Annotated in this window: 12 protein-coding genes and 2 tRNA genes; 10 read left to right on the forward strand and 4 right to left on the reverse strand. The window is 67.9% G+C overall.

What is annotated here, in order from left to right; all coding sequences use genetic code 11:
* The 7 genes from D472_RS0114190 to D472_RS0114220 all read left to right on the forward strand — a co-directional run.
* A partial coding sequence (locus D472_RS0114190) for a putative PEP-binding protein (RefSeq protein ID WP_017605151.1) occupies window positions 1-1,455 on the forward strand: 1,455 nt, incomplete at its 5' end.
* A 308-nt stretch (window positions 1,456-1,763) separates the two neighbouring features.
* Complete coding sequence (locus D472_RS0114195) at window positions 1,764-2,900, forward strand: YdcF family protein (RefSeq protein ID WP_017605152.1); 1,137 nt, start codon at window positions 1,764-1,766, stop codon at window positions 2,898-2,900.
* A 13-nt stretch (window positions 2,901-2,913) separates the two neighbouring features.
* Window positions 2,914-4,164: a deoxyguanosinetriphosphate triphosphohydrolase gene (locus D472_RS0114200; RefSeq protein WP_017605153.1), complete on the forward strand. Its 1,251-nt coding sequence runs from the start codon at window positions 2,914-2,916 to the stop codon at window positions 4,162-4,164.
* Between the two features lie 51 nt (window positions 4,165-4,215).
* Window positions 4,216-6,093: a DNA primase gene (gene dnaG / locus D472_RS0114205; protein ID WP_017605154.1), complete on the forward strand. Its 1,878-nt coding sequence runs from the start codon at window positions 4,216-4,218 to the stop codon at window positions 6,091-6,093.
* Window positions 6,094-6,197: 104 nt separating this feature from the next.
* On the forward strand, window positions 6,198-7,283 hold the full coding sequence (gene rpoD, locus D472_RS0114210) for an RNA polymerase sigma factor RpoD (RefSeq protein WP_017605155.1): 1,086 nt from the start codon (window positions 6,198-6,200) through the stop codon (window positions 7,281-7,283).
* A gap of 62 nt (window positions 7,284-7,345) precedes the next feature.
* Window positions 7,346-8,734 carry a glycoside hydrolase family 18 protein gene (locus tag D472_RS0114215; protein WP_017605156.1) on the forward strand — a complete coding sequence of 463 codons (1,389 nt, stop codon included), beginning with the start codon at window positions 7,346-7,348 and terminating at the stop codon, window positions 8,732-8,734.
* Window positions 8,735-8,797: 63 nt separating this feature from the next.
* Entirely contained in the window at window positions 8,798-11,707 is a 2,910-nt protein-coding gene (locus D472_RS0114220) for an FAD-binding and (Fe-S)-binding domain-containing protein (protein WP_017605157.1), read from the forward strand.
* A 777-nt stretch (window positions 11,708-12,484) separates the two neighbouring features.
* Here D472_RS0114220 and D472_RS0114230 read toward each other — a convergent pair.
* Both D472_RS0114230 and D472_RS0114235 read right to left on the reverse strand, forming a co-directional pair.
* Window positions 12,485-13,024 carry a hypothetical protein gene (locus D472_RS0114230; protein WP_017605159.1) on the reverse strand — a complete coding sequence of 180 codons (540 nt, stop codon included), beginning with the start codon at window positions 13,022-13,024 and terminating at the stop codon, window positions 12,485-12,487.
* A gap of 2 nt (window positions 13,025-13,026) precedes the next feature.
* Window positions 13,027-13,356 (reverse strand): hypothetical protein, encoded by a 330-nt coding sequence (locus D472_RS0114235; RefSeq protein ID WP_017605160.1) that lies wholly within the window; start codon window positions 13,354-13,356, stop codon window positions 13,027-13,029.
* 159 nt (window positions 13,357-13,515) lie between these two features.
* Between D472_RS0114235 and D472_RS0114240 the strand changes: the two genes are divergently transcribed.
* A tRNA-Asn gene (locus tag D472_RS0114240) sits at window positions 13,516-13,590 on the forward strand.
* Between the two features lie 180 nt (window positions 13,591-13,770).
* Here D472_RS0114240 and D472_RS0114245 read toward each other — a convergent pair.
* Window positions 13,771-14,445, reverse strand: a complete 675-nt coding sequence (locus D472_RS0114245) for a TetR/AcrR family transcriptional regulator (RefSeq protein WP_017605161.1) — start codon at window positions 14,443-14,445, stop codon at window positions 13,771-13,773.
* 106 nt (window positions 14,446-14,551) lie between these two features.
* On the opposite strand from D472_RS0114245, the gene D472_RS0114250 reads away from it, so the two are divergent.
* Together D472_RS0114250 and D472_RS0114255 are read left to right on the forward strand one after the other, a co-directional pair.
* Entirely contained in the window at window positions 14,552-15,520 is a 969-nt protein-coding gene (locus D472_RS0114250; RefSeq protein ID WP_017605162.1) for an NAD(P)-dependent alcohol dehydrogenase, read from the forward strand.
* A gap of 207 nt (window positions 15,521-15,727) precedes the next feature.
* Window positions 15,728-15,799, forward strand: a tRNA-Asn gene (locus D472_RS0114255).
* Between the two features lie 122 nt (window positions 15,800-15,921).
* Here D472_RS0114255 and D472_RS0114260 read toward each other — a convergent pair.
* A complete protein-coding gene (locus D472_RS0114260) occupies window positions 15,922-16,809 on the reverse strand; it encodes an SAM-dependent methyltransferase (RefSeq protein WP_017605163.1) in 888 nt (295 codons plus the stop codon).
* Window positions 16,810-17,120 lie beyond the last annotated feature (311 nt).

Genomic DNA, 17,120 nt, shown 5'->3' on the forward strand with positions numbered 1-17,120 from the left:
GCCGTCAAGTGGTCCCGTAGCGGGGAGAAGGTCATCCTCTGTCGTCGTGAGACCAACCCCGACGACCTCGAGGGCATGATCGCGGCCGAGGGCATCCTCACCAGCCGTGGTGGCAAGACCTCCCACGCCGCGGTCGTCGCCCGAGGGATGGGCAAGACCTGCGTCTGCGGTGCCGAAGAGTTGGACATCGACACCAAGAACCGGCGCATGACCGCACCCGGCGGAGAGGTGATCGAGGAGGGTGACGTCATCTCCATCGACGGCGCCAGTGGCCAGGTCTACCTCGGTGCGGTGCCCGTCGTGGACTCTCCGGTGGTCCGCTACTTCGAGGGTGAGATCGACCCCGCGTCCGACCAGGCAGACGACCTCGTGCGCTCCGTCGACCGGATGATGCACTACGTGGACGCGGCTCGCCGCATGTACGTGCGGGCCAACGCCGACACCCCCGAGGACGCCGCCCGCGCCCGCCGCATGGGAGCCCAGGGCATCGGCCTGTGCCGCACCGAGCACATGTTCCTGGGAGATCGCCGCCAACTGGTGGAACGTCTCATCCTCGCAGACACCGCCGAGGAACGGCAGGAGTCCCTGGACGCCCTGCTGCCCCAACAGCGTGAGGACTTCAACGGCATCCTCGACGCCATGGACGGCCTGCCCGTCACGGTGCGCCTGTTGGACCCGCCGCTGCACGAGTTCCTGCCAGACATCACCGAGTTGTCGGTGCGGGTGGCCGTGGCCGAAGCTCGCGGCGAGAGCCACGAGAACGACCTGCGCGTCCTGCAAGCGGTGCACAAGCTGCACGAGCAGAACCCCATGCTGGGTCTGCGCGGGGTACGCCTTGGCCTGGTCGTCCCCGGCCTGTTCACCATGCAGGTCCGCGCCATCGCCCAGGCCGCCGTCGACCGGATTCGGGAAGGTGGACGCCCTCGGCCCGAGATCATGATCCCGCTGGTGGGCACCGTCCAAGAGCTGGAGATCATCCGGGAGGACGCTCAACGTGTGCTGCGCGAGGTCGGTGAGGAGAACGGCGTGGAACTGGACTTCCCCGTCGGCACCATGATCGAGTTGCCCCGAGCCGCGCTCACCGCCGGTCAGATCGCCGAGAACGCCGAGTTCTTCTCCTTCGGAACCAACGACCTCACCCAGACCGTGTGGGGCTTCTCCCGCGACGACGTGGAGGCCTCCTTCTTCTCCGCCTACCTGGAGAAGGGGGTGTTCGGTGTCTCCCCCTTCGAGTCCTTGGACGTGGAGGGGGTGGGCCGCCTGATCCGTATCGCCGCCGAAGAGGGCCGTGCCGCCCGCCCGGGCATCAAGCTCGGCGTGTGCGGCGAGCACGGTGGCGACCCCGCCTCGGTGCACTTCTTCCACGAGGTCGGTCTGGACTACGTGTCCTGCTCGCCCTTCCGGGTGCCGGTGGCCCGGCTGGAGGCCGGTCGCGCCGCCGGCAGACCCCACTGACGTGGGGTGACACGCAGCCCGTGGGGGTCGCCGGTAGGGGACCGCCACGGGCTTTTTCGAGCGGATCGGGCATTAGACTCAGGGCGGCACGGTCAGCACGACCGAACCATCCTTCGTTATCTTTTCGTGATACATTTCGGTCTCCGTCGCGAGCTCCCTCCGATGTCCCGTGGGCGGATCCGTGGGACCGTATCGGCCACCACTCTCCGCCTTCCCCGCCCTGAACGGGGGAGGGCCGCGAACCATCGGTGGACGAGGGACGTCTCAGTGGGCGGAACTGGCGGAGACAACTGTGCGGAGGTGAGCCGGTGCGAACGGCCAGCAACGGTCGCGACGACGAAGCGTGGAACGGATCCGACGCGTCGTCGGCCGATGACGAGGCCACCCGGGTCTTTCGCCGAGACGACCTCGGTCAGGCCGCCACCGGTGCCGACGTCACCCGGGAGTTCACCTTCGACCCCACCGCGACCAGGGCCTTGTCTCGTGACGTCGAGGCCGGGACCACCCGTGAGTTCGGTGCGGCCGATCAGGGCCTGGCGGCGCCCGCGGAGTCAGGTGAGGGGCAGAGCGCGTTCACCCGCAAGTTCGTCCGTGAACGTCCCAGGCCCCGCTCCCGACCGACTCGCCCTGTGCCTTTCACCTCGGTCGAGGAGGATCCCCGCGCCCCCTGGCCGCCCGCCGACGAACCCTTCGCCGAGGACTCCTTCGGAGCCCCCGAACCTCGTACCGGGCCTCGCCGCGGCGGTTACGGAGGCGGGCGTGGCGGCGGACACGGCGAGGACTTCGACGAGGCCCCGCCACCCCGGCGGCCCAGGCGTCGCGAGCGCCGCCCTTTCCGGCTGCGCCGCCTCATCACCTTCGTCGTACTCATCGCCCTGGCCATCCCGCCCGCCACTTGGGGCTGGGTCTGGTACACCGCCCGCCAGGACGACCGAACTCCCTCCGACGCGATCATCGTGCTAGGGGCCAGCCAGTACAACGGCGTGCCCTCGCCCGTCTTCGAGGCTCCACCGCGTCAGGCCCAGGTCCTGTACCTGGATGGTGTCGCCCCGGTGATCATCACCGTCGGCGGTAAACAACCCGACGACAACTACACCGAGGCCGCGGCCGGACGGAATTGGCTGGTGGAGGTCGGTATCCCCGCCGAGCACGTCGTCGCCGTCGAGGAGGGCAGCGACACCCTTCAGAGTTTCCAGGCCGTGGCCGAGGTCTACGAGAGCAACCAGTGGGAGACCGCCATCCTCGTCTCCGACCCCTGGCACAGCCTGCGTACCAAGGTGATGGCCGGTGACCACGGCATCGAGGCCGGCACCTCACCGGCGCGCTCCGGACCGGCCGTCATCGAACGCCGCACCCAACTCTGGTACATCACCAGGGAGACCGCTTCCCTCTGGTACTACTGGATCTTCAACGACAGCAGCGACATCAAGGTCAACGCGGCCTGAGTAGGGTCAGAACATGACGACCACCCCGGGCGAACCAGGTGTCCACGGCTACACGGTGGACGACACCGAACGCTTCGTCGGCGAGTCCCGCAAGAGCCGTAGACGCGGGCCCTTCGAACGTGACCGGGCACGCGTCCTGCACAGTTCCGCCCTGCGTCGCCTGTCCGCCAAGACACAGGTCGTCCAGCCCGGCGTCAGTGACTTTCCCCGTACCCGCCTGACCCACTCCTTGGAGTGCGCCCAGATCGGTCGCGAACTCGGCCGGGAACTCGGCTGCGATCCCGACCTGGTCGAGGCCGCGTGTTTGTCCCACGACCTGGGTCACCCGCCCTTCGGACACAACGGCGAACGTGCCTTGGACGAGGCCGCCGCGGCCTGTGGCGGATTCGAGGGCAACGCCCAGAGCCTGCGGCTGCTGGTGCGCTTGGAGGGCAAGGTCATCACCCCCGAAGGGCGCGGCGCCGGACTCAACCTCACCCGAGCCACCCTCGACGCCACCGTCAAATACCCGTGGCGACGCGGTGAGGGCGTCCACACCCACAAGTTCAACTGCTACTCCGACGACACCGAGGTCTTCACCTGGCTGCGCAAGGGGGCGCCCACCGGCCGCACCTGCTTCGAGTCCCAGGTCATGGACTGGGCCGACGACGTCGCCTACTCCGTGCACGACGTCGAGGACGCCCTGTACGCCGGCCTCGTGAGCATGGCGGCCCTGCGCGACCCGCACGAACGCACCCAGATCTGCCGTATCGCCGCCGCCCACTACTGCGACGCGGACCCCGTCGAACTGGAGGAGGCCTACGTCGGCCTGCTCGCCGAACCCGTCTGGCCCGGCGAGTTCACCGGTGACCTGGCCTCCCTGGCGGCGCTCAAGAACCTCACCAGCGAACTCATCGGACGGTTCTGTCTGGCAGCCGAGCAGGCCACCCGCCACCGCTACGGACCCGAACCCCTCACCCGTTACGGTGCCGAACTCGTCGTGCCCCGCCGTACCCGCCAGGAGTGTGCCCTGCTCAAAGCGGTGGCCGCGCACTTCGTGATGTCCCGGGAGGAGGCGCGGGTCTACCAGGCGGAGGAACGGAACATGCTCACCGAGCTGGTCGACGTCCTCTGGCACGGCGCACCCGGAGCCCTTGAGGCGCAGTTCCGCGCTTCCTACACGGCCGCCCCCGACGACGCCGCGGCGCTGCGCGTGATCATCGACCAGGTGGCCTCCCTCACCGACACCTCCGCCACCGCGCTGCACACCCGGCTTTTGGGCTGAACGACCCGGGCCCTGGCCGGAGCGTCCCTGGAGCGAACTACCCTCGAAAGCGTGGCAGGACGGATCAAAGACGAAGACATCGCTCTGGTACGTGAGCGCACGCCCATCGCCGACGTCATCGGTGAGTATCTCCAACTGCGCAACGCCGGAGGTGGTTCCCTCAAGGGTCTGTGCCCCTTCCACGACGAGAAGTCCCCCTCCTTCAACGTCACTCCGGCCAAGAACCTCTGGTATTGCTTCGGTTGCGGCGAGGGCGGTGACGTCATCTCGTTCGTGCAAAGGATCGACAGCCTCAGCTTCGTGGAGGCCGTGGAGTCCCTGGCAGGGCAGAGCGGCGTCACCTTGCGCTACGAAGAGGGCGGACGCAGCACCGCCCGGCGCGACGAGGGCAAGCGCCAGCGGTTGCTCAACGCGCACAGGGCCGCCGCCGAGTTCTACGCCGAACAGCTTCTGTCACCCGAGGCCGTGACCGCCCGGCGGTTCCTGGGCGAACGCGGGTTCAACCGCGTGCACGCCGAGCAGTTCGGGTTGGGCTTCGCGCCGGCCGGCTGGGAGAACCTCACCACCCACCTGCGCAGGATGGGTTTCACCGACGCCGAACTCATCGAGGGCGGGCTGGCCGCTCAGGGGCGGCGCGGTGCCTATGACCGTTTCCGCAACCGGCTGTTGTGGCCGGTGCGCGAGGTCACCGGTGAGGTCGTCGGCTTCGGTGCGCGCAAGCTCGACCCCTCCGAGGACGGCCCCAAGTACCTCAACTCCCCCGAAAGCCCCATCTTCCACAAGAGCCGCTTGCTGTACGGACTGGACTTGGCCAAACGGGAGATCTCACGCAAGAGCGAAGCGGTCATCGTCGAGGGTTACACCGACGTCATGGCCTGCCACGAGGCCGGGGTGACCACCGCGGTCGCCACCTGCGGCACCTCCTTCGGCGAGGACCACCTCAAGATCCTGCGCCGGATGCTGCTGGGCCGCTCCAATCAGGGTGGACGGGTCGTGTTCACCTTCGACGGTGACAAGGCCGGGCAGAAGGCCGCCGTCCGGGCCTTCGCCGAGGAACACGGCTTCACCTCCGAGACGTTCGTGGCGGTTCAGGCCGATGGGCTCGACCCCTGCGACCTGCGCCTGGAACATGGACCCCAAGCCGTGGTGGACCTGGTCGATGGCGCCAGCCCGCTGTACGAGTTCATGATCCGTAACATCGTCGAGGGTTATGACCTGACCAACGCCGAGGGCCGCATCGCCGCCTTGGACGCGGCCGCGCCGGTGGTCGCCGGCATCCGCGACGAAGGCGTGCGCCTGACCTATGGAAAGAACCTGGACCGCTGGTTGGGGTTGATGGACGAGGCCTTCGTGCTCCGTCGTGTCCGTCAGCACATGGGCCGTGGTCGCGGACGTGGGCGCGAGGCGGCGTCGACCCCGGTGCCGACTCCGGACGCCCAGGAAGCCCCCTACGATCTGCGAGACCCATCGGTGCAGCGCGAACGTCAGGCACTCAAACTCGCGATCCAGCATCCGTACCTGGCCGTGGGGTTCGACGCCCTGGGAGAGGAGGACTTCACGGTCCCCCAGCATCAGGCGGTACTACGGATCATTCGGGACCAGGGTGGAGTGTCGGCGGTGAGTGATCCCCAGCATTGGCCGATGAACCTGCGGGAGGCGGCCCCCAACGACCTCCAGCGCGATTTCGTCACCCGTCTGGGTGTAGAGGAGATCGAGTTCTATGGAGAACTCGACGAGCATTACACCCGAGAATTGCTGAGCACAATCAAGACTCATTCCATCAATCGACGAGAAGCAAACATCAAATCCGAGCTCCACCGAATCGACCAGGCTGCCAACCCGGAGGACTACAACCGGGTTTTCGTCGAACTCATGCAGCTCAGCCGGCAAAAGCGTGCTCTTCAGGAGTCGGGCATCGAGGGCATGTAGCACAGGGGTGACAATAATAGTTCTCCCTATTCTGCTAGTTGTGTGGGCACAATGTAGTGGTGGCTCCCACGATAGTGACCCAGGAAAGACCGCCCATTGGTCAGGTGGTCCGACATCTTCCCGACTCCGGGCGGGGAACGGTGAGTCGTGGGGAGGTCGTGTCGGTCCTGGAACGCCTCGACGCACCCCCCGACTCCCTCGATCGCACCCTCACCGAGCTGTCCCGGCTCGGGGTGGACGTGGCCGAACCGGAGGAAGGACGGGCCCTGATCGATCACGGGCACCGATCCGGCTCCGACCTGGTGCGGCTCTACCTTCGAGAGATCGGTCGGGTGCCCCTGCTCAGCGCGCGAGAGGAGGTGGACCTGGCCAAGGCCGTAGAGGTGGGCCTGTACGCCGCGCGCAGACGCCCCGAGGAAGGGGTATGCGACACCGATGAGCTCGACGAACTGGTCGAGGAAGGGCAACGCGCCAAACGCAGGCTCATCGAGGCCAACCTGCGTCTGGTGGTGTCGATCGCCAAGCGCTACATGGGGCGTGGGTTGTTGTTCCTGGACCTGATCCAGGAGGGCAACCTGGGTCTGATCCGCGCGGTGGAGAAGTTCGACTACGCCAAGGGCTTCAAGTTCTCCACCTACGCCACCTGGTGGATCCGACAGGCGATCACCCGCGCGATCGCGGACCAGGCCCGCACCATCCGTGTCCCGGTGCACATGGTCGAGGTCATCAACAAGGTCGTACGGGTCCAACACCAGCTTCACCAGCAGTTGGGCCGTGAACCCAGCATCACCGAGATCTCCTCGGCGGCCGGCTTCGGAGGCGAACGTGTCCTGGAGATCCAGCGCATCGCCCGCGAACCCGTCTCGCTCCAAGCCCCCATCGGTGAGGAGGAGTCCGACTTCGGAGACTTCATCGAGGACTCCGACGCCGTCGCCCCGGTCGAGGCGGCCGCCTTCACCCTGCTCCAGGACCAGCTGTGTGCCCTACTGAGCGGTCTGGGTGAGCGTGAACGGCGCATCATCCGTCTACGCTTCGGTATGGCCGACGGGCGGCCACGCACCCTGGAGGAGGTCGGGCGGGAGTTCGGAGTGACCCGTGAGCGAATCCGGCAGATCGAGGCCAAGACCCTCGCCAAGCTCCGGCACCCCTCCCGGGCCGGCACACTGAAGGACTTCCTGCACAGCGGCTGAGCGAAACGTTCGGGTGTCGGTCCGGGTTCCCCGTTCTGGAGGAACGACCTCATCTGGCCGACATGGGACGAACGGCCACCCCGTCCGTGCTCCTGCCCTACGGTCGGGATGTGACCTCCCCGCCGACTTCGTCCAAGCCGTCCTCCGGGCGGCGCCCGCTACTCGTTCTGGGGGCGGCCCTCGCCGCCGTCGTGCTCTTGGTGGGAACCATCGTGTCGCTGAACGGTCGGCCACTCGAACGCATCGGTTACTTCGCCGACTGGAACGTGGCCAACCGAGGGCACACCGTCGAAGAACTGCGGCGAAGCGGTGCTTCGGAACACCTGACCCGGCTCATGTGGGCCTTCGGCGACATCAGCCCCGAAGGGCTGTGCCACATCCCGGAGGACAACCACGACCAGCCCTGGGAGCTCTACCAGCGCCGCTATGACGCCGACGCCAGTGTCAACGGTGAAGCCGACGAGTACGAACAAGAGCTGGCGGGTAGTCTCAACCAGCTTCGTCAGCTACGCGCGCTCCATCCCGACCTGGGCGCCAGCCTGTCCCTGGGCGGCTGGAACTGGTCGGTGCACTTTTCCACCGCGGCCAGGACCGAGAAGTCCCGGCGGGCCTTCGTCGCCTCCTGCCTGGACCTGTGGTTGCGCGGGAACCTTCCGATTCGGGACGACGAACCCCAAGGCGGCCAGGGCGTGGCCGAAGGCGTCTTCGATGGGATCGACCTGGACTGGGAGTGGCCCGGCGGACAGGGCAACTCCGACAACGTCGAACACCCCGATGACCCGGCCGCGTTCACCCTGTTGGTCGCCGAGTTCCGTGCCCAGATGGACGAACTCTCCCGCGAAACGGGCCGGGAGTACGTTCTGTCCGTCTCCTTGCCAGGCGGCGAGGCACACAGCCAGGCCTACGAGTCCGAGGTGTTCGACCACGTCGACTTCGCCACCGTGCAAGGTTACGACTTCGCCGGACCTTGGAGCGAGCGCACCGCACACCATTCCAACCTGTACGCCCCCGAGTACGACACCGAGGCCAACAGTGTGGACAAGGCGATCCGGCGCTACCTGGACCTGGGAGCAGGGGCGGACCAACTGGTGATGGGCATCCCGGCCTTCGGACGGGGCTGGCGGGGAGTGCCCGCCGAACGGAACGGCCGAAATCAGCTCGTGGAGGGTCCCGTCGAGGATGACTACGACGGTCCCACCCGTTCCTTCGACCAGTTGGAGGAGATGGCCGGACGCCGATTCTTCGACGAGGAGGCCGGCGCCTACTGGATCTACGCGGAGGGGGAGTGGTGGACCTATGACAACCCCGAGGTGATCGCCCGCAAGGGCGAGTACGTACGCGAACACGACCTCGCCGGGATGATGGTCTGGAACCTGGACATGGACCCTGAGGGCGACCTGGTCCGCGCCATGGACGAGGCCCTCGACCGACCCGCCCGACCCGGCCCATGAAGTGGTGCCCGGGGCCGCGCGCCGTGGTTGCCAGGGTGAGGTCCGCCGCGCCACGCTGTGGGCATGGCCGACCACAGCACCGCCGCAAGTTTGGACCTCACCGCCCTTCGTAAGGACCTGGAGAGCACCGTCCGAGGGACCGTCGCCTTGGACGCGGGCACCCTCGCCCTCTACACCTCCGACGCCTCCAACTACCGTCGGGTCCCGCTCGCCGTGGTCATCCCCGAGACCATCGACGACTGTGTCGCCGCCGTTCGAGCCTGCGCCACGCACGGAGTGCCCGTCATCCCGCGCGGGGGTGGCACCTCCATCGCCGGAAACTCCATCGGCACCGGTGTGGTCATCGACACCTCACGCCACCTTCGAGCCATCGTCGACATCGATCCCGCAGCGCGCACCGCCACCGTCCAACCCGGCGTCATCCTCGACGACCTGCGCGCCGCGACCGCCGAACACGGTCTCACCTTCGCCCCGGACCCCTCCACGCACAGCCGATGCACCATCGGCGGCATGGTCGGCAACAACGCCTGTGGCTCCCATTCGGTGGCCTGGGGCACCACCGCCGACAACATCGTCTCCCTGGACGTGCTGCTCTCCGACGGCACCCGGATGACGGTCGGTTCCGAACACACGGCCGAGGGTTTCGCGGACCTGGCCGAGCGCCCGGGCCGTGAGGGCGAGATCCACGCCGCCTTGGCCCGCCTCACGGAGACCTACCGCGCCGAATTGCGCACCGCCATGCCCGAGTTCCGCCGTAGGATCTCCGGTTACGCACTGGATCGCCTGCTTCCGGAGAAGGGGCGTGACGTGGCCGCCGCCCTGGTCGGTACCGAGGGCACCTGTGTGATGGTCCTAGGGGCCACCGTGCGCCTGGTGCAGACACCGGCGGCTCGGGCCCTGGCGGTTCTGGGATACGCGGACGCCCCGGCCGCCGCGGACGCCGTCCCCGACCTGTTGGGATATTCCCCACTCACCGTGGAGGGCATCAACGACCGCATGGTCGCCGCCCTGGACCGACACGGTTCGCGTTCGCGAGTGCCGTTGCCTTCGGGCGGGGCCTGGCTGCTGGTGGAGATCGCGGGGCAGGACCACGAGGAGGCCGCTGAGGCCGCCGAAGCGATGATCGCCGCCCTGGACGGCGTCGGCCGTCCCCAGGACGCCGCAGTGGTCGCCGACCCCACCCACCAGAAGGCCCTGTGGCGTATCCGTGAGGAGGGGGCCGGTCTCACCTCTCGCACCCCCGACGGCATCGAGGCCTGGTCCGGCTGGGAGGACGCCGCGGTACCTCCGGAGAACCTGGGCGACTACCTGCGCGACTTCGACGACCTGATGGCCCGCCACGACCGTTACGGCGTGGTCTACGGGCACTTCGGCGACGGTTGCCTGCACGTGCGCATCGACTTCGAGCTCACCCATGAGGAGGGACGTCGAGCCTATCGGGCCTTCATGGAGGAGGCCGCGGAGATCGTCGTCCGCCACGGCGGTTCTCTGTCCGGAGAGCACGGCGATGGCCAGGCACGTTCGGAGCTGCTGGCTCGTATGTACCCGCAGGGCCTCATCGACGCCTTCGGCGAGTTCAAACGGATCTGGGACCCGGCCGGTCTGATGAACCCTGGGATCATCGTCGACCCCGTGCCGTTGGACTCCGACATCCGGGTGGCCACCGACCTACGCCCCGAACTGCCGCTGATCTCCCAGGCGACCCTGGCCTATGGAGAGGATGACGGTGACTTCGTCAAGGCGCTGCGTCGCTGTTCAGGAGTGGGCAAGTGCCGGCGCCAGAGTGGGCCTGGGGTGATGTGCCCCAGCTACCAGGTCACCCAAGAGGAGAAACACTCCACGCGTGGGCGTGCCCACCTGCTGTTCGAGATGGCCAGTGGTGAGGTGATCACCGACGGATGGCGTTCGGAGGAGGTACGTGAGTCGCTGGACCTGTGCCTGTCCTGCAAGGGTTGTCTGAGCGACTGCCCGGTCAACGTGGACATGGCCTCCTACAAGGCCGAGTTCTTGCACCAGCACTACCGGGGAAGGGTGCGACCGGCCGCGCACTACTCGATGGGGTGGCTGCCGCTCCTGGCGCGCCTCGCCGCCCTCGCCCCGGCCGAGGCCAATCGGATGGTGCGGCTCCCAGGGGTGTCCTCCCTGGCCAAAAAGGTCGCGGGAGTGGCCGCAGAGCGCGATCTGCCCACCTTCGCCACCACTACCTTCACCCGTGCGTTCCACCGCCGTCTCAAACGGGGGGAGGGGCGGCAGGGAGGACCCAAGGTGGTGCTGTGGCCGGACACCTTCGGCAACCTGTTCCACCCTCGGGTGCTGACCAGTGCGGTCCAGGTGCTGGAGGACGCCGGATTCACCGTGGTGTTGCCCAAGGGGCAGGTGTGCTGTGGTCTCACCTGGGTGTCCACCGGGCAGTTGGATGTGGCGCGCGCGGTGATGCGTCGGGCGGTCACCACTCTGGAACCGTTGGTCTCCCAAGGGCTACCGGTGGTGGGACTGGAACCCAGTTGCACGGCGGCGCTGCGGCACGATCTGGTCGAGTTGCTACCAGGGGAGGAGAGCGCCAGGATCGCGGCGGCCGTGCACACCTTCGCCGAGTTCCTCAACGAGTACGCCCCGGACTGGGTCCCGCCCCGGGTGGACGCCTCGGCGCTGGCCCAGGTGCACTGCCACCAGCACGCGGTGATGGGCTTCGACGCCGACCAAGAGCTGATCGCTCGTGCCGGTATCGATGGCGATGTCCTTGATTCGGGCTGCTGTGGACTGGCTGGAGACTTCGGTTTCACCAAGGGGCACTACGAGGTCTCCCAGGCCATCGGGGAACGCGAACTCCTGCCCCGAGTGCGGGCAGCCGGGGACGACACCCTGGTCTTGGCCGACGGCTACAGTTGCCGCACCCAGATCGAACAGGGAACGGGACGCCGAGCCCTGCACCTGGCCGAGGCCCTCGCCCAAGGATTGAACAGGCGGGGCTGATGTCCTGCGCTTGGAGCGGAGCCAGTGGCTCTTTGGGGGAAGCCGGTTGAGAGCCGTGGGAGGCGCTCCGGGAGGAACCGGGGTGGTTCCGACCGACTCGGTCCACACGAGGGGCTTCCTCGGGTGGGGTGGGTGGCAGCGCGGAGGGTGGTAGGGCCGGGGTGCCTGGGGTGGGGGTGTCGGTGGCGCCCGAGCGCGTCGGGTGGGGTGGGCGGGGCGCCGAAGGTGGGGTGTGGTGGTGCTGGTTGGGCGGGGTGGGGGTGTGGCACGCGTCAGGTGGAGCGGGGGTTGTGGCTCTTGGGCGGGGTGGGGGAAGGCCCACCGGTCCGGCGGGCCTGTGTCGGGTCTGTTTCGTTCGTGATCTTGCCCCCAGGGGTGCGGAAAGCGCTTTCCGTGCCCCTGGGAGCAAGATCATCGCTGTAGTCCTTCACCTTTGTCCTCGGTGGGGCCGCTTTCCCGCCCTTGGGGTGGCCCTCACCGGGGGTAGGACGGGCGGTCCTGTCGGCTCATGTTCAAGGCCGCCTCCAAGGGGGGCGCCCTGGGCTCGAGGGTTGTCCCGACACCCACCATGGTGAACCAGTTGATCTTGCTTCTGGTGGTCAGGGAAGCGCTTCCCTGACCACCAGAAGCAAGATCACCGCTGTTGTGTCCGGGTGTGAGGGCGAGGTGGGGCGGGGGCGAAGAAAGAGCAGGGGGGTGGGCCTGCTCCCGCGCCCCACTCCAGCACCCGCACAGCCCACCCGCCCGGAGAAGGGGAAGCGAGCCAAGGCAGCAGACCTAGACCCCCATTTGTTCTCGGAGCAGGACCAAGGCTCGGGAGGCGGCGTCGGACAGACGAGGGTCCTGGGGGTCCAGGCCCTCGCCCAGGTGTACTCGCCAATCGATCTCGCTGCCCAGCGGTGCGCGGCGCGCCACCAGGCGAAAGCCCTGGGAGGACTCAGGGGTGGGGAAGGGGACGAAGCGGTTGACCAGGATGGTGGAGGTGACCCGCTCGGCGACGGTCTCGGCCATCCGTCGATAGTCGACGGCCTCACCGGTGAGTTCGGTGCGTAGCCGAACGGTGTGCTCGCCGTACCCTTCCTCGATGAACCTCAAATCGTCCGAGCTCCAGCGGGCCTGGTCGATGTCCTGCCAGGGCACGGCCCGTCCCTCGGGCAGGTGCAGGGCACGGGTGGTGGCCACTAGAACGGGCGGCCCCCCTTCCGTGTTGGGGGCACCCCCGGCCGGGGCGGCGACGGCCGCGTGCGCCAGCACGCGTTCGCCCCGCGCCAGCCGAGAACGGAGCCGGTCGGGGATGTTCTGCCCGAACAACGCCATGATCAGGAGTTCCGTCCGGTATCGGGATCGGGCGTGGTCCCGTTGGAGTGGGCGGTTTCCCACTCGAGGAGTTCGATCTCCTCGTCGTGGTCGGGGCGGGCCAGGAAGTCCCGTACGGAGGTGATCGGCATCTTCTCGACGGCCTTGTCGTAGACGGCGCGGCCGGCGTTGCCGGCCTGGGCGCCGACGACACCCGCGACCTCCTGTACGAGAGGACTGTCGGCCACCTTGCGCGCGGTACGGGCGAGCTGCTCATAGCGGGCTCTGCCCGCCTTGGCGCCCAGCACGTATCCGATGGCGAGTCCGGCGACGAACGTGATCCGGTAGCGCATGGGTCCCTCTTTACGGCCTTGGTGACGGTCGGAGTGGTCCGTGCCCAGACGTTACCCTGTCCTGCTCCTCGCCACACGGCCCGACACCTGTCACGAGCACTCCGCGAGCGCGCTAGTCTGTTGGTGTCACCACGGGCCGACGAAGGCCTGGGGGCGCGATCCCGCGTAGCTCAACGGCAGAGCAGCCGGCTGTTAACCGGCAGGTTACTGGTTCGAATCCAGTCGCGGGAGCCATAGAGGTCTTACTGGAACCCTTACCCAAGCGGTTAAACCCTAGTAGCACCTCTACGGGGTTCAACGAAACAGGGTCCTTCCTCGCTCGGGGAAGGACCCTGTCGTCGTTTCGGAACCGTGCCGTGAGCACCGACCCGGGCGCGCCCCGACGCACTCGTTTCCAGGATTTCCAGGAGGCGATCAGGGGCGCCTCGAAGAGTCCTGCGGGTGGTACAGGCCGACGGGCGCGGGTGGTGGTAGGGGCGGGACGGAAACCGGAACGGCCCGGAAGGACCGCAGTAGGTGGGCGACCAGACGGCGGGCGGCGGCGTGGGCGTCCTCCACCCCGTGGTCACGGATCCCGTCGACGGCCATGAAGAGCAGGGTCAGGTCGGTGCGATCGAAGTCGGGTCGCAGAACACCGGCCTCTTTGGCCCGGCGGATCAACAGCGCGATACCCCTCTCCGCGCGGGAGCGACGCGTCTTCAGACCGGGTGTGCCGGGGAAGGAACGCAGGAAGGCGGCGCTGAACCCTTGGTCGGCGACCTGCATGGCGGTGACACGGTCCAGGACCGAGGCGAAACCCCGCCAAGGATCGGGGTCGGCCAAGGCGAGGTCGATGGATCCGGTGCAGATGGCGGCCTGGCCCGCGAACACCTCCGCGATCAGGTGGTCACGGGTGGGGAAACGGCGATAGAGGGTAGAGGTGCCCACACCCGCGTGCCGGGCGATGGTGGACACGGGCGCATCGATGCCGTGGGTGGCGAACACCTCGCGGGCGACCCGCAGAATACGCTCGCGGTTATAGCGGGCGTCGGCACGCAAGTCGGTGGACGGCGCCGGTGGGGGTGGGATCCGAGACGAATCAGCGGGCATGTCTCTCAGATTACCGATGAATGGGCGATGTCCTCCCTTCGTCGTCCTACCGTTCACAAGACGCCGACCGAAGGCCGGTTCGGCGCCCCTGCTGAGCGGAGAAGCGATGACGGAGTCGATGCGCGCGGCGCTGTACGACCGGTACGGGCCGCCGGAGGTGATCTACGAGGGGCGCCGCCCCATCCCTGAGCGCGGTGAGGGCCGAATCCTGGTGCGTGTCCTGGCCTCCAGTGTCAACGGCGGCGACTTGTCCGGGCGAGAGGGTTCGCTGGGGTGGCTGGGCGCGCTGGCCCTTGGGCCGTTCCCCAAAGCGGTCGGCCTCGACTTCGTCGGGGACGTGGTCGAGGCGGAGGCGAACGTGTACGGGCCGGCGGTCGGCGACCGGGTCTGGGGCGTCCTGCCACGTGCTTTCGGAAGCATGGCCGAATACGTGTCGGTGCCCGTCGACTGCCTCGTCCGCGTACCGGAAGGACTCGACCCGGTGCACGCCGCCGCTCTGCCGGTGGTCACCACCGCGATCACCGCCCTGCGGGACAAGGCACGGCTGCGCCCCGGTGAGCGGTTGTTGGTGAGGGGCGCGACCGGAGGTGTCGGGGTGGGTGGTGTGCAGTTGGGCAAGGCCTACGGCGGTCACGTCACCGCTTTGGCCCGCGAGGAGAACCTGGAGTTGGCGCGTGAACTGGGCGCGGATCGGGCCTTCGACTACCGCACCACCTCCCCGGCGGACCTGGGGAGCTTCGACGTGGTGTTGGACACCGTCGGCACCGACCTGCCCGCCTACCGTCGTCTGCTGGCTCCGGGCGGGCGGATGGTCACGATCTCCTTCGACCTGACCCGACCCTGGCGGTCGTTGGGGTACATCGTGGGATCGACCGTGTTCGGCCCCCGCCGCGTGCGGTTCTTCAGTGGCAACCCGCGCCGGGAGCTGTTCGAGGAACTGAACGCTCTGGTGGAGGCAGGTCACCTGAGGCCGGTGGTGGACCGGGTGTACTCGCTCTCCGAGGTGGCCGGTGCGCACCGGGCATTGGAATCGGGCGGGGTGCGCGGCAAGATCATCGTCGACACGTCCACCTGAAAGAGCGGCCGGGGCACCGGCGGCCGCACGCGGCGACGTCGTCCCGAGGTGGTGACACCAGGTGGCTTGAGAACCCCCGAACCACCACCGGCTCTGGGAGAGTCGGCCGCCACATGGCCGGTGCCCCGAAAAGGTCGCGAGCACTCATCGGGAGGCGCTAGTCTAGAGGTGTCGCCGCGGCCCACAGGGATCGCGGCGGTGGTGTGATCCCGCGTAGCTCAACGGCAGAGCAGCCGGCTGTTAACCGGCAGGTTACTGGTTCGAATCCAGTCGCGGGAGCGGGTGAGGCTCGTCGGAGAATCCGGCGGGCCTTCGTCGTGTTCGGGGCACCCCGCGAGAGGCGGTACACCCCTGCCCGCTGCCGGTCCCTGGGGCTCCAACGCGGGTTCGGGGTGTCGTGGTCAGATACGGCCCATACCGCCGATGATCAGGCGACGGTTGCGGTGGGGCATCTGATAGCTGCCGGGCATGGGTGGGGCGACCGGCATGGTCCGCCATTTCTGGGTCTCGAGCAGGCCTGGCGGAACCGAAGCCCACCCCTCGAAGAGGGTGGCGATCTCTTCTTGGGAACGCCAGTGGCCGTGGCCGAGTCGACTGACGAACAGACGCTCCAGTTGTTCGGCGCGTTGGGCGTCCTTGCCGTACCGCCCGGGATCGGGGCGGCAGTAGTGGCTGAGGACCATGTGACTGCCGGGGGCGAGGTTCTCGCGCAGGGTCGCGATGTCGCGGGCGGCCCCGGTGAAGTCGCGGATGTGTGAGACGACACCGGTGAGCAGAAGGCCGATCGGTCGGTTCAGGTCGAGGAGGCGCCGGCTCTCGGGGTCGTGCAACAGTCGGCTCGTGTCCTGTAGCCCGGCGTGCACGGCGGTGGTGGTGACTCCGTCGCGGGTCAGTGCGAGGTGGTGGGTCAGGACGACGGGGTCGGAGGTGGCGTACACGACGCGGGCCTCGGGGTGGGTCTCTTGGGCGATCTGGTGGGGGTCCCCCGGAGTGGGAAGGCCGGTGCCCACCTGGAGGAACTGGGTGATACCCAGATCGACGGACATGTGGCGAACCGCGCGCTGCAGGAAGGCCCGCTCACCCAGAACGAGGTCGGCGAACCCCGGGGCGATCTTGTCGGCCTGTGCGGCGAGTTCCCGGTCTACCGCGAAGTGATCCTTGCCCTTGAGGTGGAAGGAGTGGAGCCGGCTGATGTCGGCGCTGCTCAGGTTGACCGGAGGCGGAGGTTTGGCCCTGACGTGATTGTCCCCCGCCTGCCTCAGGAAATCGGGGGAAGTGAAACGAGACATCGCCGTCCTCTTGTCTGAGGTGGGGAAGTGTGGTCGACTCCCAGGATTGTATTCCGAGACCGGCCGGTTGTTAACCGAGTCAGGGAGACAGATGGCGAAAATCGATCATCGGGATCGTCTGCGAAGGTATGCGCGCCGCCTGTGAGGTCGAGCTCGGCACCTCTGGAACTTATATGAATAATGTCCATTATGTGAAGAATAGGGCCAGGGTCATCGGTACGGAGCGTGAGCAGGGAACCCGCCTCGGGCGCGTAAGCCCGGAACCGAGGGAGGTTCAGGGAAGTAGTGGGGGTGAGGGTCGTTCGGGCGGC

It is taken from the genome of Nocardiopsis alkaliphila YIM 80379, from assembly GCF_000341005.1.
Lineage (GTDB): Bacteria > Actinomycetota > Actinomycetes > Streptosporangiales > Streptosporangiaceae > Nocardiopsis > Nocardiopsis alkaliphila.